At 72.2% G+C, this 18,066-nt stretch carries 21 protein-coding genes; 13 read left to right on the plus strand and 8 right to left on the minus strand.

The genetic code is table 11. The features are described 5' to 3' along the window. Positions 1–46: 46 nt before the first annotated feature. The 7 genes from VFC33_17515 (at position 47) to VFC33_17545 (ending at position 5,808) form a co-directional block, all read left to right on the plus strand. Entirely contained in the window at positions 47–883 is an 837-nt protein-coding gene (locus VFC33_17515) for a DegV family protein (protein ID HZR15038.1), read from the plus strand. A 30-nt stretch (positions 884–913) separates the two neighbouring features. Then, on the plus strand, positions 914–2,485 hold the full coding sequence (locus VFC33_17520; protein HZR15039.1) for a protein kinase: 1,572 nt from the start codon (positions 914–916) through the stop codon (positions 2,483–2,485). Next, positions 2,475–2,969: a hypothetical protein gene (locus VFC33_17525; protein ID HZR15040.1), complete on the plus strand. Its 495-nt coding sequence runs from the start codon at positions 2,475–2,477 to the stop codon at positions 2,967–2,969. Before VFC33_17520 ends, VFC33_17525 begins: the two co-directional genes overlap by 11 nt. 164 nt (positions 2,970–3,133) lie before the next feature. Beyond that, positions 3,134–3,412: a hypothetical protein gene (locus tag VFC33_17530; GenBank protein HZR15041.1), complete on the plus strand. Its 279-nt coding sequence runs from the start codon at positions 3,134–3,136 to the stop codon at positions 3,410–3,412. Positions 3,413–3,425: 13 nt separating this feature from the next. Continuing rightward, positions 3,426–4,382, plus strand: a complete 957-nt coding sequence (gene trxB / locus VFC33_17535) for a thioredoxin-disulfide reductase (GenBank protein ID HZR15042.1) — start codon at positions 3,426–3,428, stop codon at positions 4,380–4,382. Positions 4,383–4,492: 110 nt separating this feature from the next. Beyond that, the gene (trxA, locus tag VFC33_17540) at positions 4,493–4,822 is read left to right on the plus strand and encodes a thioredoxin (protein ID HZR15043.1); all 330 of its coding nucleotides are present in this window, start codon (positions 4,493–4,495) and stop codon (positions 4,820–4,822) included. Then, complete coding sequence (locus VFC33_17545) at positions 4,819–5,808, plus strand: peptidoglycan-binding protein (GenBank protein ID HZR15044.1); 990 nt, start codon at positions 4,819–4,821, stop codon at positions 5,806–5,808. Before trxA ends, VFC33_17545 begins: the two co-directional genes overlap by 4 nt. A 13-nt stretch (positions 5,809–5,821) precedes the next feature. On the opposite strand, the gene VFC33_17550 is transcribed toward VFC33_17545, so the two are convergent. From VFC33_17550 to rpmH, 8 genes are all read right to left on the minus strand, one after another. Continuing rightward, entirely contained in the window at positions 5,822–6,733 is a 912-nt protein-coding gene (locus VFC33_17550) for a ParB/RepB/Spo0J family partition protein (GenBank protein HZR15045.1), read from the minus strand. Then, the gene (locus VFC33_17555; GenBank protein ID HZR15046.1) at positions 6,708–7,538 is read right to left on the minus strand and encodes an AAA family ATPase; all 831 of its coding nucleotides are present in this window, start codon (positions 7,536–7,538) and stop codon (positions 6,708–6,710) included. Before VFC33_17555 ends, VFC33_17550 begins: the two co-directional genes overlap by 26 nt. Before the next feature lie 735 nt (positions 7,539–8,273). Continuing rightward, positions 8,274–8,894, minus strand: coding sequence for an RsmG family class I SAM-dependent methyltransferase (locus tag VFC33_17560; protein ID HZR15047.1), 621 nt, complete (start codon positions 8,892–8,894; stop codon positions 8,274–8,276). 28 nt (positions 8,895–8,922) lie between these two features. Continuing rightward, complete coding sequence (jag, locus tag VFC33_17565) at positions 8,923–9,888, minus strand: RNA-binding cell elongation regulator Jag/EloR (GenBank protein HZR15048.1); 966 nt, start codon at positions 9,886–9,888, stop codon at positions 8,923–8,925. 6 nt (positions 9,889–9,894) lie between these two features. Further along, the gene (locus tag VFC33_17570) at positions 9,895–10,917 is read right to left on the minus strand and encodes a YidC/Oxa1 family membrane protein insertase (GenBank protein HZR15049.1); all 1,023 of its coding nucleotides are present in this window, start codon (positions 10,915–10,917) and stop codon (positions 9,895–9,897) included. 3 nt (positions 10,918–10,920) lie between these two features. Beyond that, positions 10,921–11,208: a membrane protein insertion efficiency factor YidD gene (yidD, locus tag VFC33_17575; protein ID HZR15050.1), complete on the minus strand. Its 288-nt coding sequence runs from the start codon at positions 11,206–11,208 to the stop codon at positions 10,921–10,923. Next, entirely contained in the window at positions 11,205–11,567 is a 363-nt protein-coding gene (locus tag VFC33_17580; GenBank protein HZR15051.1) for a ribonuclease P protein component, read from the minus strand. The genes yidD and VFC33_17580 overlap by 4 nt, the downstream gene beginning before the upstream one ends. After that, entirely contained in the window at positions 11,537–11,671 is a 135-nt protein-coding gene (gene rpmH, locus VFC33_17585; protein ID HZR15052.1) for a 50S ribosomal protein L34, read from the minus strand. The genes VFC33_17580 and rpmH overlap by 31 nt, the downstream gene beginning before the upstream one ends. A gap of 436 nt (positions 11,672–12,107) precedes the next feature. On the opposite strand from rpmH, the gene dnaA reads away from it, so the two are divergent. The 6 genes from dnaA (at position 12,108) to VFC33_17615 (ending at position 18,028) form a co-directional block, all read left to right on the plus strand. Beyond that, positions 12,108–13,547 (plus strand): chromosomal replication initiator protein DnaA, encoded by a 1,440-nt coding sequence (dnaA, locus tag VFC33_17590; GenBank protein HZR15053.1) that lies wholly within the window; start codon positions 12,108–12,110, stop codon positions 13,545–13,547. Between the two features lie 210 nt (positions 13,548–13,757). Beyond that, complete coding sequence (dnaN, locus tag VFC33_17595; protein HZR15054.1) at positions 13,758–14,855, plus strand: DNA polymerase III subunit beta; 1,098 nt, start codon at positions 13,758–13,760, stop codon at positions 14,853–14,855. Between the two features lie 5 nt (positions 14,856–14,860). Beyond that, positions 14,861–15,982, plus strand: a complete 1,122-nt coding sequence (locus VFC33_17600; protein HZR15055.1) for a DNA replication/repair protein RecF — start codon at positions 14,861–14,863, stop codon at positions 15,980–15,982. Continuing rightward, on the plus strand, positions 15,979–16,338 hold the full coding sequence (locus VFC33_17605; protein HZR15056.1) for a DUF721 domain-containing protein: 360 nt from the start codon (positions 15,979–15,981) through the stop codon (positions 16,336–16,338). The genes VFC33_17600 and VFC33_17605 overlap by 4 nt, the downstream gene beginning before the upstream one ends. Positions 16,339–16,374: 36 nt before the next feature. Then, the gene (locus VFC33_17610; protein ID HZR15057.1) at positions 16,375–16,947 is read left to right on the plus strand and encodes a WxL domain-containing protein; all 573 of its coding nucleotides are present in this window, start codon (positions 16,375–16,377) and stop codon (positions 16,945–16,947) included. A 46-nt stretch (positions 16,948–16,993) separates the two neighbouring features. Beyond that, the gene (locus VFC33_17615) at positions 16,994–18,028 is read left to right on the plus strand and encodes a DUF916 domain-containing protein (GenBank protein HZR15058.1); all 1,035 of its coding nucleotides are present in this window, start codon (positions 16,994–16,996) and stop codon (positions 18,026–18,028) included. Positions 18,029–18,066 lie beyond the last annotated feature (38 nt).

An 18,066-nucleotide genomic window follows, 5' to 3' on the forward strand; every position in this document is an offset into this window, starting at 1 on the left:
CGCGTGAGCGAGGCTGGACATCGGCCGTCGACCGAGGAGGGACCCCATGGGGGTACGAGTCGTCACCGACAGCGCCTGCGACCTTCCCCAGGACCTCGTCGACGAGCTCGGCATCGAGATCGTCCCGCTGACGATCCGGTTCGGGAGCGAGGAGCTCGTCGACCGCAAGGAGCTCGGCACCGGTGAGTTCTGGCGGCGGCTCGCGACGTCGCCGGTGCTGCCCGAGACGTCCGCGCCGTCCGCAGGCGCGTTCACGGAGGCGTTCCGGCGGCTGATCGCCGACGGTGCCGACGGCATCGTGTGCATCAACCTCTCGTCGAAGCTCTCCGCGACGATGCAGGCCGCGCAGGTCGCGGCGCGTGCAGTCGCCGACGAGTGCCGCGTGGAGATCGTCGACTCGCTCGCCGTGTCCATGGGTCTCGGCAGCCTGTGCCTCACCGCCGCGCGCCGAGCGGACGACGGCGCGTCGATCGACGAGATCCTCGCCGACGTGATCGACCGTCGCGACCGGACAAAGTTGTTCGGCACGCTCGACACGCTCGAGTACCTGCGCAAGGGCGGGCGCATCGGCGCAGCGCAGCACCTGCTCGGCTCCGTGCTCGCGATCAAGCCGGTCGTCGAGGTCCGCGACGGCGTCGTCGCGGAGGCCGGCAAGGTGCGGACGCGATCGAAGGCGCTCAAGCACGTCGCCGACAAGCTCGAGTCGGGGAGATTCGAGAACGTGTGCGTGCTCCACGGCGACGCGCCGGACCTCGACGAGTTCCTCGACCTGCTCGCGCCCGTCGTGAAGCGCGACGACATCGTCGTCGGCCAGATCGGCCCGGTCATCGGCACGCACGCCGGCCCGCGTGTGATCGGCGTGACGTACCAGGTTCCCCGTTGATCGTCGCGTGAGCGCGCTCCTTCCCGTCGCATGACCGACGTCCTCTCGTCGGGTCGTGTCCTCGGCGGCCGGTACCGGCTGCTCGAGGAGGTCGCGCGCGGCGGCATGGCCCAGGTGTGGGCGGCCGAGGACCCCGTCCTGCGGCGCCGTGTGGCCGTCAAGATCCTCGACCCCACGCTCGCCGACGACGAGACCGTCCACCAGCGCTTCCGCCACGAGGCGGTCGCGGCCGCGCGCCTCGCGCACCCCGGCATCGTCGCGACGTACGACACCGGCGAGGACCACGGCGTCGCGTACATCGTCATGGAGTTCGTCGAGGGGACGACGCTGCGGCGCCTCCTCGACGCGCGCAAGCGTCTCGACGTCGACGAGACCGCCGACATCGGCGCGCAGGTCGCGGACGCGCTCGCCCACGCGCACGCACGCGGCCTCGTGCACCGTGACGTGAAGCCGGGCAACGTCCTCGTCGAGCCCGACGGCCGCGTGAAGGTGACCGACTTCGGGATCGCGAAGGCGGCGGGGAGCAGCGAGCTCACGCGCGCGGGCGCGGTCGTCGGCACCGCGCGATACCTCGCGCCCGAGCAGGTGTCCGCCGAGCCGGTCGACGAGCGGACGGACATCTACGCGCTCGGCCTCGTGCTCTACGAGATGCTGTGCGGCAACACGCCCTTCGACGGCGAGAGCGAGATCGCCAACGCGGTCGCGCGGCTCCACGCCGTGCCCGTCCCGGTCGGCCTCGCTCGTCCCGAGGTCCCGCGCGCGGTGCAGGAGGTGATCGCGCGGTGCCTCGCCCGTGAGCCCGACGACCGGCCGGGGTCGGCACGCGAGGTGCGTGACGCCCTCGCGCCCTTCCGTCGCGAGCAGTTCCTGGACCTCACGATCGCCGCCGCGCTGACCGACGAGCACCGCACCGCGGCCGCACGTCCGCAGCTCACGGTGGCGCGCACGCCGCCACCGATGCCCACCCGCGACGCGCTCGTCGACGACACGGCACCCGACGCCGCGACGGACGCGCCGTCACCGCACCGCCTCGCGCGCGGGATCGTCGCTGCACTGCTCGCAACGGTCGCGGCGATCGTCGCGCTCGTCGTGCTCACCGGTGGAGGGGGCAACAAGTCGGCCCGCCGAGGGGCGTCGGGACCGGCGCAGGCGACGCCGACCGCGACACACGCGCCGCTGCCGATCGCGACGGCGCAGGACTTCGACCCGCTCGGCGACCACACGGAGCACCACGAGGAGGTGCAGCAGCTCCACGACGGCAATCCCGCGACCTTCTGGAGCACCGAGCACTACGCCAGCCGGGACTTCGGTCACGCCAAGCCCGGCGTCGGGGTGTGGCTCGAGCTCGCGAACCCCGCCGCCGTGCGCACGGTCGCCGTCGACACGCAGGCCAGCGGCTGGAGTGCGGACGTCTTCGTCGCCGACTCGCCCGGCACGTCGCTCGGAGCGTGGGGCAGCGCCGTCGCGACCGGCTCCGACCTGCCCGCAGACGCGACGCTGACGATCACCAAGCCCCGCGCGGCCAAGTACGTGCTCATCTGGTTCACATCGCTCCCGCCCACCGACGAGCTGCACGTCTTCGAGGTCCGGCTTGCGTCGTGAGCCGCGACGCGAGCCGAGCGCGCGCACATCGTCACGACGCACGATCGTCGTCGGCGCCTCCGCGCTCGGCGCGATCGTCGCGGTAGCCGTCCTCGTCGTCGTCCTGACACGGCACAGCACCACGTCCGCTCGATCGAGCGACGCCTCGACGCCGCCGGTCGCGCGCGGCGCGGACGCGGGCGACGTCGGGGACGTGACGCAACCGACCGCGCTCCGCGCCGTGCTCGAGCGGCCGTCCGTCCGGGCGGCCGCGCTGTCGCACGCGACGACGGCGCGCGTCGACGGGCCGGGTGCGTCGGCACTGCACTGCGCCGCGACCCTCGACGGTCCCGCGGCGCGTCACGTCGATCGCGTCGTGCTCCTCGCGACCGCGACGTACGGCGGCCGACCCGCGTTCGTCGTCGGCATGCACCACGGCGCGCGGACGATCGTCTTCGTCGTCGATCGGCGCGACTGCTCGGTCCTCGTCTCGCAGTCGCAGTGACGTCGGCCGGGCCGGGTGCGTAGCCCGCCGCGGGGACGGGAATGTTGGACGGGGCCCGTCCCGACGGCTCGGGTCGTCGCCCGGGTCGCGCACTACGCTCCGCCTCTCGGGTCGGGGCACGCCGCGGTGCAGCGCGTGCGCCACCCCCGGCGCAGGAGGAGGGGATGAGCGACTGGACCAGCGACGCCGCCGACACCGTCGAGCGCGTCGTCGGCACGGTCCGGGACCGGACGGTCGGGCCGGTCCAGACCGTCGCCCGAACGATCGTCTACGGCCTCCTCGCCGCCTTCTTCGGCGTCACCGCGCTGCTCCTCGGCGCGATCCTCGTCTTCCGGCTCCTCGCGATCGCGCTCCCGATCTGGGCGGCGTGGCTCGTCCTCGGGGGAATCTCCGTGCTCGCGGGCGCGTTCTGCTGGTCACGCCGGTCGGCACGATCGGCCTGACGAGGACCCGGCCATGTCCGAAGCACGCAACGTCGTCATCGTCGGCTCGGGACCCGCGGGCCTGACCGCGGCGATCTACGCCGCCCGGGCCGACCTGCGACCCCTCGTGATCGAGGGGTTCGCCGCCGGCGGGCAGCTCATGCTGACGACCGACGTCGAGAACTTCCCCGGCTTCCCGGACGGGATCCTCGGGCCCGAGCTCATGGAGCGCTTCCGCGCGCAGGCGCAGCGTTTCGGGGCCGAGTTCGTCACCGCCGACGCGGACCGCGTCGACCTGTCCGAGGCGCCGTTCGGCGTCTGGGCGATGGGTGAGGAGTACCGCGCCAGGTCGGTGATCGTCTCGACGGGCGCGTCCGCGCTGATGCTGGGCCTCGAGTCGGAGCAACGTCTGCTCGGCCACGGGGTGTCGACGTGCGCGACGTGCGACGGCTTCTTCTTCCGCGATCAGGACATCGCGGTCGTCGGCGGCGGTGACTCCGCGCTGGAGGAGGCGATCTTCCTCACCAAGTTCGCGAGCAAGGTCACCGTCGTGCACCGTCGCGAGGAGCTGCGCGCGTCGAAGATCATGCAGGACCGCGCGTTCGCGAACCCGAAGATCGACTTCCGGTGGAACACCGTCGTCGACGACGTGCTCGGCAACGACAAGGTGGAGCGTGTCGCGTTGCGCGACGTCCGGACCGGGGACACGTCAGAGCTCGCGGTCGGCGGCCTGTTCGTGGCGATCGGTCACACCCCGAACACCGAGCTGTTCAAGGGTCAGCTCGACCTCGACGCCAACGGGTACGTGATCACGCAGGACGCGTCGATGCGCACGTCCGTCGAGGGCGTGTTCGCGTGCGGCGACGTGCAGGACCACGTGTACCGGCAGGCGATCACTGCCGCGGGAACGGGCTGCATGGCGGCGATCGAGGCGGAACGCTGGCTCGAGGCACAGGCGCACGCGCAGGCCGAGCAGCACGCCCGCACGTGACAGTCGCGCCGCGGAATGCGAGCGCCCCGAGTGGTGTTCCGTGCCGTCGGTAGTATCCCAAGGTCCTCCGGCGCATCGTCTCCCGGCGCCAAGGCGAAAGGAAGCGTTCCGTGGCTGACGACATCCTCACCGTCTCCGACGCGACGTTCGACGAGACGGTCGGCGGCTCGTCGAACCCGGTCGTCGTCGACTTCTGGGCCGAGTGGTGCGGTCCGTGCAAGATGATCGCCCCGGCTCTCGAGGAGATCGCCTCGGAGCACCGCGGCAAGGTGACCGTCGCCAAGCTGAACGTGGACGACAACCCCGACACCGCGCGCCGGTACGACGTGATGAGCATCCCGACGCTGCTCATCTTCCGCGACGGCGAGCCCGTCAAGCGGCTCGTCGGCGCGAAGGGCAAGGGACAGCTCCTCCAGGACCTGGCCGAGTTCATCGCTTGACGCTGCTCCGTCGCGGCGACGCGGGCGACGCGGTCCGCGACCTGCAGCAGCGGCTCGCCCGGCTCGGGGAGGCCGTTCCCGACCCGCCCGGCGCCTACGGCGACGGGACGGAACGTGCTGTCAAGAGCTTCCAGGACAAGCGGGGGCTGCGGGTCGACGGCATCTGCGGGCCGCAGACGTGGAACGCCCTCGTGGAAAGCGGTTTCCATCTGGGCGACCGCCTGCTGTACGTCCGGCGCCCGATGCTCCGGGGCGACGACGTCGCAACCCTCCAGCACCGCTTGAACGCGCTCGGGTTCGACGCCGGCCGCGAGGACGGCATCCTCGGCGACCAGACCGCGGCCGCGGTGCGGGAGTTCCAGCGCAACGCGGGCATCGCCGTGGACGGGATCGCCGGCCCCGCGACCCTCGGCGCCCTGGCCCGGCTGGGCGAGGGAACGCATGGCTCGGTCGCCGCGGTGCGCGAGCGCGAGTCGCTCCGCCACGGACGCCCGCTCCACGGCAGCCGCGTCTACATCTCGACGGTGCCCGGGCTCGAGGTCCTCGGGACCGTGGTCGAGCGCGGCCTGCTCGAGCACGGCGCCGACGTCGTGTTCGACGCGACGACCGTCGACGACTCGCTCGTGGCCGCCGGCGCCAACCGCTTCGGCGCCGACCTGTTCCTCGGCGTCCGTCCCGGTGATGTGGCGACGTGCCGGTGCGCCTTCTTCGCGACCGCGACCTTCCGCTCGGAGAGCGGGTTCCGTCTCGCCTCCGCGATCCAACGTGAGTTGGGCGCGGTGCTCGAACCGTGCGCGGCCGAGCCGTGCGCGAAGACCTACGCGCTGCTGCGCGAGACGCGGATGGCGGCGGTGGTGTGCGAGCCCGTCCAGCGCGACGACGCCGGCGCGCTGCACGCGCTCGTCCGGCACGTGCGCGACGTCGGCGACGCGATCGTGCGCGGTGTGCGTCGCGGGTTCGAGGAGCCGGCCGAGGTGCCGGTCTAGCGGCTCGGTCCGGTCATGCCGGCGCGTGGTCTCCCGCGCCGGCCGCGGCCGGCTCGGTGACGACGCGGTAGATCCGCTCCAGGTCCTCGAGTGTCGAGAACTCGACGATGACCCGTCCCTTGCGCGTCCCCATCTCGACCTTCACGCGCGTGTCGAGGTAGTCGCCGAGGAGCTCCTCGAGCTCGAGCAGCCCCGGTGGGCGCAAGCGCTTGGTCGCGCTGTTCGCCGCGGGCGAGCGGCCGCCGTTCCCGCCGTCGTTGTCGTCACGCTCACGGGCACGAATCGCGTCCTCGACCGACCGGACGGAGAGATCCTCCTTCACGGCGCGCCGAGCGAGCTGCTCCTGGAACGCGCGGTCGGGCGTCCCGAGCAGGGCCCGGGCGTGACCCATGTCGAGCTGCCGCTCCTGGACGAGACGCTGGACCGCGGGCGGGAGCTGCAGCAGGCGCAGCTTGTTCGACACGGACGCCCGGCTCTGGCCGACCCGCGTCGCGACCTGCTCGTGCGTCAGCTGGAACTCCTCGATGAGCTGCTGGTAGGCCGCGGCTTCCTCGATCGGGTTGAGATCGGAGCGCTGCAGGTTCTCGACCAGCGCGTGCTCGAGCGCGCCCGTGTCGTCGGTCTCGCGCACGACGGCGGGGATCGTCTGCAACCCGACCCGTCGCGCGGCCCGCCACCGCCGCTCGCCGGCGACGAGCTCGTACTCGTCGCCGATCGGGCGGACGAGCACCGGCTGGAGGACGCCGACCTCACGGATCGACTCGGCGAGCGCGGTGAGCTCCTCCTCGTCGAAGCGCGCCCGCGGCTGGAAGCGGTTGGGCCGGATCGACGCGACGGGGATCTGCTCGAGCCCGCCGCCCTCGGTCGGCGCCCCCGTCGGGATCAGCGCCCCGAGGCCCTTACCCAGTCCGCCTTGCCGCGCCACGGCTGACCTCCTTCGCGAGCTCGCGGTACGCGATCGCGCCCCGAGACGTCGGATCGAACACGATGATGGGCTGCCCGAACGACGGCGCTTCGGCGAGCCGGACGGTCCGGGGGACGACCGCCCGGTACACCTTGGTGCCGAAGTGGTGGCGCACCTCCTCCTCGACCTGGTCGGCCAGCTTCGTGCGCGCGTCGTACATCGTCAGCACGACGCCCTGGACGTCGAGGGCCGGGTTGAGGTTCGTCCGGACGAGCGCGACGTTGCGCAGCAGCTGACTCAAGCCCTCCAGCGCGTAGTACTCGCACTGGATCGGCACGACCACGGCGTCGGCGGCGGCCAGTCCGTTGACGGTGAGGAGGCCGAGTGACGGTGGGCAGTCGATGAGCGTGAAGTCGTAGTCGTCACGCACCTCGTCGAGCGCCCGCCGGAGCTTGAGCTCCCTGCTGAAGGCGGGGACGAGCTCGATCTCCGCGCCCGCGAGATCGATGGTCGCCGGTACGACGAAGAGGTTCTTCAGGCTCGTGGGTTCGACGCAGTCCTCGATCCCGACGTCGTTCATGATCACGTCGTAGATCGAGCTCTGCAGGTTCCGGGCGTTGATCCCGAGGCCGGTCGTGGCGTTGCCCTGCGGGTCGAGGTCGATGACGAGGACCCGGAACCCGAGCTCCGCCAGTGCAGCACCAAGATTGACGGCGGTCGTCGTCTTGCCGACACCACCCTTCTGGTTCGCGATCGCCAGGATGCACGGGAGGTCGAGGGTGTCCGGCTCGGCGTCGGCGTCTGCCTCGGTCCCGACGTCCTCCATCGCCTCGCTGACCGCCCCGGCCATCACCTCGGCCGGCGAGGGCGGCGGATCCGCGGGGCCCTCGGGCGGCACCGCGACTGCGTCGACCGGCGGCGCCGTGTTCGGCTCGCCTCGAGTGCCTGCGGGCGTCTCATCCGTGTCCGCATCGGCGTCGTCGCGGGCTGCGGGCTCCGTAGCGACCGGGGTGCCGGCGGCCTCCGGGCGAATGGCCTCGTCCGGGCGGGCCTCCTCACCGGGCGTCGGGAACACCCGGACGTGCCCGGACGGGCTGACGCCCGCGACGACAGGGGTCGGGCCCGGGACGACGTGCCCGCCCCGTTCCGCCGGAGCGGTTCCTTCCTCGGTGTCGCCCGCGTGGCTGGCGGGAACGGCCCCCGCTCCGTCCGAGTCGGGACTCACCGCCCGGTCGACCATGTCGGCGGTCTCGTCGGCGGAGTCCTCGTTCGCCTGCCGGCGCAGGGAGCCGAACAGGCCGCGTCGTCGCTTGAGCTCCTGCCCGTCGGTGCTCATCGGGCTCCTCTCTCGAGACCGCGGGGCAAATACTCCGCGGCGCGGCGTGCGACCGTCAAGCAATGGTCGACGGGACGCCGGATCCGGTGCAGCGTACTCGCCCAAATCCGGGCGTGACGACGTTTCACGTGAAACATTCCGGTCTGCCCGCGATGGTTCACGTGGAACATCGGGCGGGCGGTGCCGGGAGCGCGCACCGATGTTTCACGTGGAACATCGGTGCCATCACCAGAGCGGCCGCTTGCCGGGGACACCGTTGCGTCGGGGCCACCGGTGGCCCGTCGCTTCGTCGAGCCGGAGCTCGATGAACGCCGTCCCCGGCTCGTGCTCTCGCCGAACGACCTTCAGTCCGAGCCGGGCAAGGCCCGCCTCCGGCCATCGGCCGGGCTGCTCGGTATCGGAGACGACGAGCGAGCCTCCGGGCGGGAGGAACCCGATGGCGCACTCGGCGGTCACGGCCGGTGGACCGAACGAGCGGGCCACGACGAGCCCGAAGTGGCCGCGCCGTCGGGGGTCCCGCGCCAGGACCTCGGCCCTCCCGTGGAGGATCTCCACGCGGTCTTCGAGGTTCAGCTCGCGGACAGCCATCCGGAGATGGTCCACTCGCCGTTGCTGCGCGTCGAGCAGCGCGAGGTGAACAGCCGGCCACGCCAGCGCCAGCACGAGACCCGGGAGCCCGCCGCCCGAGCCGAGGTCCAGCACCCGCTCGGGCGGCGCCGCGACGAAGCGCTCGAGGGCCCGCGCGTGATCAATCTGTTGCGCGACGGGCGCGGGCCCGAGGAACCCGAGCTGCCGGGCCCGCTCGAGCGCCGCGATCAGCGCAGGCGGTGACCCGCCGCTGCCCACGGCAGACGTGTCGTGGCGACGACCGCGGTCAGCTCCGGCGCAGGACGACGCGACGGCGCGGGTCCTCGCCCTCCGACGTGGTCTCCACGCCGTCGATCGTGGCCGCAACGTCGTGGACGACCTTGCGATCGGCGGCCGACATCGGCTCGAGCGCCTGCTCCCGGCCCGTCTCGAGCACCCGCGCCGCGAGCTGGCGCGTGAACGCCTCGAGTGCGTCGCGACGCTTCGCCCGGTACCCGGCGACGTCGACGTTGATGCGGACCCCGTGGCCACCGGTCTGCCGTTGCACGACCGTGCGAACGAGCTCCTCGATCGCGTGGAGCGTCGCGCCGCGCGGGCCGACGAGGAGCCCGAGGTTGTCGCCGGTCACCTCGACGAGGACGGCATCGTCGTCCGGCGTGACGACAGTACCCACATGCGCCGACGCCCCGAACGCATCGACGAGCCCGCGCGTGAAGACCTCGGCGGCCTTCGCCTGCTCCTCGATCGACACCTCGGCATCCTGGTCCATCGTCGTCCCCTCGTCCGTCGTCGTCGCCTGCGCACCCGCCGGCCGTCGGCGCCGCCTGCGCCGGCGTGCCCCGCCCGCGGAACCCGAGCTCCCGCCACGGGCAGCCTCGCCCTCGGTCGGGGTGGTCGGGACCACCGCCGCTGCGGGCGCGTCGCCCGCCGCGATCCCGACCCGGGCCGGTGCACCAGTCGTCTCGCGGTCGCCTTTGCCGTCGGGAGGACTCGTCGCGCGCCCGCCCCGCTCGCTCCGTTCAGGACGCTCGCCGCGCCGGTTCCGCCGACGGCGCTGATTGGGCTTCTCCCGCGAGATCGGCTTGACGCGCGCGCGGATGCGGGCCTCCGTCCCCCCAAATCGGCCGAGGAAGCCCGCCCGCGGCTCGACGAGGACCTCGTACTCGAACTCCTCTTCGTGGACGCCGAGCTCGTCGAGCGCGGCTTCGACGGCCTCGTCCAGCGTCCGGCCGGTGGTCTCGATCCACTCCATCCGGTGTCACCGCCGCCGCTTCTTGTTGCGCTTGCGCTGCTGCCCCTGGGCCGGCCGCGCGCCCTGCGCCTTCGCGGCTGCGGGTTTGGGCGGCCCGGCAGCACCCTTGCCGTTCCCGCCCGGTCCGGCGGACGCCTTGCCGCCCGTCTTGCCGTCCGACTTGCCGTTGGCGGGCGCCGTCGGGTTGAGCAGGCGCTCGAGGAATGAGCCCGGTTTGGTGCGACTGGTGCCCGCCTCGACCTCGATCACCTCGTCCTCGGGAATGCTCGTCTTGACGGGAGGCAACTTCGACGGGTGCGCGATCTTGCGCATGATGAGCTCTTGCTGACCGACCCGCCACAGGTTGCTGATGAAGAAGTAGAGGTTGAGGCCGGCGGGGAACTCGAGCGAGATCACCCCGAAGAACACCGGCATGATCTTGCCGACCATCGCCATCTGGGGATTGCCGCCCGCGGGCTGGTTGCGTGTCGTCTGCCGCGACTGGAGGTAGCCGGTGAAGATGATCAGCGCGATCAGGATGTAGTACGGCAGGGCGTGCACGAACCCGCCGGTGACGTGCGTGGCCGTCTGCGACAGGTCCATCCCCAGGAACTTGAGGTGATGCGGTCCCCCCGGCAGCGCCTTGCAGCCGGCGACCGAGTGGGTGGGATGACAGAACGCCTCGAAGAGCTTGGAGTCGACCGGGACGTACTTGTACGGGCTCCGCAGCGCGCGGTAGAGCGCGAAGAAGACGGGAAGTTGCACAACGAGAGGCAGACAACCCGCGAGCGGGTTGATCTGGTTCTCCTTGTAGAACTTCATCATCTCTTCGTTGAGCTTCTGGCGATCGTTCTTGTACTTCGCCTGCAGCCGCTTGATCTCGGGCTGCACGCGTTGCATCGCCAGCATCGACTTGGCCTGCTTGGCCGTCAGCGGGAAGAGGATCAACATCACCCCGATGGTGAGCAGGATGATGGCCACGCCGAGGTTCGGGATCGCGGCGTAGAAGACGGCGAGCAGCCAGCCGAAGAACTTGTACAGGGGGTCCATGCGTCAGTGCCTGGTCTCTCGCCCGGCCGCGACCGGCTCGGGATCAATCGAACGTACGTTCGGGTCCGGTACAGGGTCGACGCCGTGGCCGCCCCAGGGATGGCATCGGGCCAACCGCCGTGCACCGAGCCACCCGCCGCGCAGCGCGCCGTGGAGCTCGAGCGCCTCGATCATGTACTGCGAGCACGTCGGCCAGTACCGGCAACGGCTCGGCGTGCCTGCGGCAACCCGTTGATAGCCGCGGACGGCCGCGATCATCGCGCGCGCCACCGGCGACGGCTTCCCGCTCATCGCAGCGCCCCGCTCGCGCGCCGCAGCGCGCCGGCGACGTCGCGCCGGAGCGTCGCGGCGTCCAGGCCGTGTGCGCCCGGGGCCGCGCCGACGAGGTACGCCGCTCCGGCACGCAACGCTGCGCGCTCCTCGTGGACCGCGGCACGGAGACGTCGACGAAGACGGTTGCGGTGCACCGCGGTGCCCGCGGCGCGACCGACCGCGTAGGCGACGCGCGGCGGGTCGCCGTGACGCGACACGCAGACCGCGCGCACCGTCACGAGTCCCTGTCGCCACGGACGCGCGTGGCGCAACGCCGCGAACGTCGCACGGTCGCGAACCCGCCAGATCAGGCGGACAGGCGGTGGCGACCCCGCGATCGGCGCGCGCGCAGGATCGCCCGACCGGCGCGTGTCCGCATCCGGGAACGGAACCCGTGCTTCCGCTTGCGCCGGCGGTTGTTCGGCTGGAACGTGCGCTTCACGCATGGCCTCCTCGAGCACGCGGCATCCGCCTGCGGCAGCGAGAGGAGAAGGGGGACCGCGCCGCGCGGCGGGCACAGGGCGGACGGGCGATTCTAGGCTCGCTCCCGCCGACCCGCAACGCGGCGCCCGGGCCGCGCCATGCGAGCTCACGCCGGGGACGTCGCGCGGCATGTGGACGGCGCCACCACAGGGCATCCGACCACGCTGACCAGCGGCCCCCGGCTCCCCTTGTCGCTCCCAGGGGCCGGTGCTACGTTCCGCGGCCTCGCCCGCCGCGACGGCCTCGGTGAGGCGCACTTCCCGGGGGCCGCGAGGTCCGGACAGGCCGACACAGTCCAACGGACAGTCCGAGGAGAGGACCGACCCGCCGGCTCAGCGAGCGCGACGGCCACGTCCTCCGGACCACGACCCTTCTCCACACCTGTGGATGCCTCTGTGGAAAACGCTGGCAACGCCGCGCCAACGGCCGGAGACGTCTGGGCACGCGCCACCGAGATCCTCCGCGGTCAGCTCGCGGAAGCCACCTGGGCCACGTGGTTCCACGGTGTGCACCCAGTCCGCCACGGCGGCGGCGTCCTCGTGCTGGCCGTCCCCAACGCGCTCGCCCAGGAACGAATCCGCTCGACCTACAGCGGGATGGTGCTCGACGCCCTCCGCGACGCGACCGGCGAGAACATCACGCTCGAGCTGCTCGTCGACACCGCGCCCCGGGAGGACGACCCCGTCACCGCGCCACCGGCAAGCGTCGCCTCGCCACCGGTCGCGTCGGTCTCCTCCCCGAGCGCGGTCGGCGGGACCACGGTGCCCGAGATGGGCGGCGACCGGTCGGTGTGGGCGCCGGGCACGCTGAACGCGACGTACACCTTCGATCAGTTCGTCATCGGTGCATCGAACCGCTTCGCGCACGCGGCCGCGCTCTCCGTGGCCGAGCTGCCGGCGCGGTCGTACAACCCGTTGTTCATCTACGGCGCGGCCGGCCTCGGCAAGACGCACCTCCTGCACGCGATCGGCCACTACGTGCAGACGATGCACCGCATGAAGCGCGTGCGGTACGTCTCGACCGAGGCGTTCATGAACGAGTTCGTCGACGCGATCCGGGCCAAGTCGATGCCCGCGTTCAAGCGGCGCTACCGCGACCTGGACGTCTTGCTGATCGACGACATCCAGTTCCTCGAGCGGACACAGGAGCTCCAGGAGGAGTTCTTCCACACGTTCAACGACCTGCACCAGAGCGGCAGCCAGATCGTCATCTCGTCGGACCGCCCGCCGAAGTCCATCGCCACGCTCGAGGACCGTCTGCGCACCCGTTTCGAATGGGGCCTGATCACCGACATCCAGCCACCGGAGTTCGAGACCCGGCTGGCCATCCTCCGCAAGAAGGCCGAGTCGGAGCACCTCGACGGCATCCCTACCGAGGTGCTGGCGTTCATCGCGTCGAACATCACCGACAACGTGCGCGAGCTCGAAGGCGCGCTCATCCGTGTCGCCGCGTATTCGAGCCTGAACCACTCGCCGCTCTCCGAGGAGGTCGCGCGTACGGTTCTCGCCGACCTCCTTCCGCCGACGACGCCGCGCGTCATCACACCTCAGCTGATCCTCGACGAGACGGCGAAGATGTTCGGGTGGACGGTCGACGATCTGTGCGGCAAGAGCCGGCGTCGTCCGCTCGTCACCGCGCGACAGATCGGCATGTACGTGTTCCGCGAGCTCACGGACGCGAGCTATCCGAAGATCGCCGAGGAGTTCGGCGGCCGCGATCACACGACGGTGATGCACGCGGTCGAGAAGATCAAAGGTCAGATGGCCGAGCGCCACACGATCTTCGAGCAAGTGAACGAGCTCATCGGACGCATCAAGCTCGGTACCAGTGGATAACGCTGTGGACAGCTGGGGATATCGCACGCGGCACTCTGGACAGCGCGCAACGCCGCCGTCCGCACCGGTCATTCGTTGTGGAAACCTGTGGACGGAACGTGGACGCGGATCTCGTCGTTCAGCTGCGTCATCGCGTGTTCGTCCCCAATTCACAGGCCAGAAGACGACAACGGCTCAGAAGAACATCTCTTTGAACACAGGGGGTCAGCGGTGAAGTTCCGGTGTGAGCGCGACACGCTGGCCGACGCGATCTCGACCGCGCAACGCGCCGTCGCGTCGCGTAGCGGCGCGCTCCCGGTGCTGTCCGGTCTGCGCGTCACCGCGTCGGGAAGCGATCTCGAGCTCGTTGGTTCGGATCTCGAGCTGACGATTCGTGTGCACGCACCCGCGCAGTCGGATGACGACGGTGTCGCAGTGGTTCCGGCGCGGTTGTTCGGTGACATCGTGCGCGCGCTCGAACCGGGTCCGGTCGACGTCCACGTGCACGATGACGAAGCGCACATCACGTCTGGTCGGTCGAGCTTCTCCCTGCGCGTCCTCGCGGCCGAGGACTTCCCGCGTCTCGCCGACGTGGGTGGCGCGGCGGTGCAGGTCGAGGCGCCTGCGCTGGCAGAGGCGTTGCGCCAGGTGGTCCCGGCCGCGTCGAAGGACGACGCCCGGCCGATCCTCACCGGGGTCCTCCTGACCTCGGCGTCGGGAGGCCTCCGCCTGGTCGCAACCGATTCGTACCGTCTCGCGGTGCGGGACCTGCAGGGCGTCAGCATGCTGGAGCCCGGGCAGCGGGTGCTCGTGGCGGGCAAGGCGCTGAGCGAGGTCCAGCGGCTGCTGGGCGACGGCACGATCGACGTGACGCTGGCCGACCGGGACGCCAAGTTCGGCATCGGCCCGGCCGAGGTGACCACCCGGCTCATCGAGGGCGAGTTCCCGAACTACGAGCAGCTCATCCCGTCCGGCTATCCCAACCGGTTGACGGTCGACCGTGAGGCGCTCGGCGAGGCCGTGCGGCGTGTGCGGCTCGTCGGCCAAGGCCGCGACGCGGCGCCGATCCGCCTCGCGATGAGCACCGCGGGTGTCGAGCTGTCCGCCGTCGCGCAGGAGGTCGGCGAGGCCCGTGAGATGGTCGAGGCCAAGTACGAGGGCGGCGATCTGACCGCCGCGTTCAACGCCCAGTTCCTGCTCGACGGGATCGAGTCGGTGACGTCGTCGGAGGTCGTCGTCGAGACGGTCGACGCGCTCAAGCCCGCGACCCTGCGCGCGACGGACGGCGGTGACTTCCTGTACCTGCTCATGCCGGTGCGGATCTCGTAGCCGCAGTGCGTCTGCGGCAGCTCTGGCTGACGGACTTCCGCTGCTACCAGGAGCTCGAGCTGGCGCCGGCGGAGGGATCGACGGTCGTAGTGGGCGCCAACGGTCAGGGCAAGACCAGCGTGCTCGAGGCGGTCGGCTGGGTGGCGACGGCGCAGTCGTTCCGGGGCGTCCCCGACGCCGCGCTCGTGCGGTCCGGTGCCGCGACTGCGGTGGTCCGGGCCGAGTTCGAGCGCGACGGCCGTGACCAGCTCTTCGAGGCCGAGATCAGGGCCGTCGGCCGGAACCGGATCCAGGTCAACCGGCGGGCCCTGGCCCGGCGGCGCGACCTGGCCGACTCGCTCCGGGTGACCGTGTTCTCGCCGGACGACCTCGAGCTGGTGAAGGGTGGGCCGTCCGAGCGGCGCCGCTACCTGGACGACCTCCTCGTCGCGAGCGCACCCCGGTACGACGCGGCCCGCGCCGACTACGAGCGCGTGCTCCGTCAGCGCAACGCATTGTTGCGTGCCGGCCTCCACGGTCACGACGACGAGTTCACGCTCGACGTGTTCGACGAGCAGCTTGCACGCGCGGGTGCGGAGCTCGTGCGCGGGAGGTTGCGGCTGATCGACCGGCTGCACCCGCCACTTGTCGACGCTTACCGGTCACTCGCGCGCGCAGAGGTCGCGATCGACGCGCGCTACGAGGCGGAGTGGGCCGAAGGTGTGGTCGAGCGCGATCGCGCGGACGACGTCGCGGACGCGCTGCGTGCCGCGCTCGCGGGTCGGCGTCGGGAGGAGCTTGCGCGCGCGACGACGGTCGTCGGCCCCCATCGTGACGAGTGGAGGTTGCAGGTCGACGGTCTCGACGCGCGCACGCACGCGTCGCAGGGTGAGCAACGAACGCTCGCGCTGTCGCTGCGCCTCGCCGGTCACCGCGTCACCGCGGACGTCGTCGGCGAGGATCCCGTCCTGTTGCTCGACGACGTGTTCTCCGAGCTCGACCCGGGCCGGGCGGCGGCGCTCGTCGAGCACCTCCCGCACGGTCAGACCCTGCTGACGACGGCCGGTGTGGTCCCCACCGGGGTGCGGCCCCAGCGCTGGCTGCGGGTGGCGGACGGCCGTCTCACCGAGCTGGACGGACCGTCGTGAGCGCCCACGACGACGAGCGGGGGGGCTGGTACGCCCGCCCCGAGCCCCCGGCGCCGAAGCGCCTCGGCGACGTGCTGCCGGAGGTGACCCGCGGGCTGGGGTTGCCCGACCCGTCCACGATCCGGGAGCTGCGGGCCGCGTGGCCCGACCTCGTCGGCGGGCAGATCGCGTCGCACAGCCACCCGCGCACGTTGCGCGACCGCGTCCTCACGATCGCCGTGGACTCCGCGCCGTGGGCGACACAGCTGCGCTACCTCGAAGCGGACCTGCTCGCGCGACTGCAGGCACGGGTCGGCCTCGGTGCCGTCGAGCGGGTACGCCTCGCCGTCGACCCGTCGCGCGGCCCACGCGAATAACACGGATCGCGCGACGCGATCGACCACACTGACTGCGTGGAACGCGCACGGAGCGCCACGCGGCGCGCTCGCGTCGCGGCCGCGGTCGCGACCGTGTCGTTGCTCGCGCTCGTCCTCACGACGGCGGCACCCGCGCGTGGCGCGGGGACGCTCGACTTCGATCCTCCCGGCGCGCCGTCGCTCGGGTCGTTCACGGCGGTCGTGCTGAACGGCTCGCCCCAGCTCACGAGCGCCGCGCTGTCGCCGTTCTCCGTCACCGACTCGACGGGCAGCGGCGCCGGCTGGAACCTCGTGTTCCGCATGTCCACGCTGACGACGGGGACACACGCGCTCCCGTCGGGGTCGGTGACGATGGCCGCGCCCGCGGTCACCGCCGGCAGCGGGACGACCTCGACGCCACCCACCGCGCAGGACTGCACCGGCTCGTCCGCGCTCGACACCGCGCAGGGGTGCGCGGTCGCGGTCGCCGACCCCGCGACCGGCGACCACCTCGGCAGCCCGGGCACGTGGCTGTTCTCACCCCGCCCCGCGGTGCTCACGGTCCCCGCCGCCGCCTTCGCGGGCACGTACACGTCGACGTTCACGGTCACGCTGTCCACGGGCCCGTAGCGCGGTGGGACGGCGGGGCGCGCGGGTAGCGGCGGCGACGGTCGGGTTGGCGGTCGCGGTCGCGCTCGCGGCCGCGCCCGCGTCGGCATCGGGATCCGGACCCGCGGCGTTCGTCGGTGCCGCACCGGCGCCCGGCTCGTCGGTCGACCCGACCAGCTCGTACTTCGTGCTGCACGCCGCCGCGGGCACCACGGCCAGGGAGACGCTCGTGCTCACGAATCACGGCAGCGCCTCGGTGACGGCGCAGGTCCGCGGCGTCGACGCCGGGAGCGCGGTGGGCCGCGGCGCCGTCTACGGCCTCCCGTCCGACACGCCCGCGGGCGTCGGCACGTGGATCCAGCCCGACGTGCCGGCGGTGACCCTGGGGGCCGGCAAGCAGGCGCACGTCTCGTTCGCGGTGCGGGTCCCCGCGGGCGCGCCCGGCGGGCAGCACCTCGGCGGCATCAGCGTCTCCGCGCGCGCGGCGGCCGGCAGCGCGACGGACTCCGGGTCGTCCAACGTCGCGGTCGACGTGACGATGGAGTCGCAGCGGGTCCTCGGCGTCGAGGTCGACGTGCCGGGCGCGCTGGCGCCGCACCTCGCGGTGACGTCAGCGGCGATCGTGGGCGATGCGGGCGCGCGGCGTCTCGTCGTGAAGGTCACGAACGCGGGCAACGCGCTCGTGCGCGCGACGGGAACGCTGCACGTCCCCGCGCTCGGCATCCAGCGTGACGTCGTCGTGCGCACGTTCGTGCCCGGGACGAGCGTCGACGTCGACGCGCCGTGGCCCGACTCCGCCGGCACAGCGCGGTACCCCGCGCAGCTCGGGCTCGACTACGCGAGCTCGCGCCTCGACTGGTCGGGCCTCGTCGGCGTCGGAGGCGTGGCAGCGCCAGCGCGGCCGCGTGCGACCGCACGAGGCGCGTCGCACGGCGGCACCTCACCGGTGCCGTGGGTGCTGGGGGCCGCGGCGGCGGCGCTCGTCGTCGGGGCCGGCATGGCCGTCGCGGCGCGCCGCCGCGCCACGCCCGCACCGGGCCGCCGCCGTCGGGCCCGCGCCGCCGCGGTTGCCGAGGGTCGGAGGGAGCGCCGCCGGGCGTGAGCGAAACCGCCCATACGGTGCCGAATTCCTTCCAGCAA

This window comes from Acidimicrobiia bacterium (assembly GCA_035651955.1).
Taxonomy (GTDB): Bacteria; Actinomycetota; Acidimicrobiia; order IMCC26256; family JAMXLJ01; genus JAMXLJ01.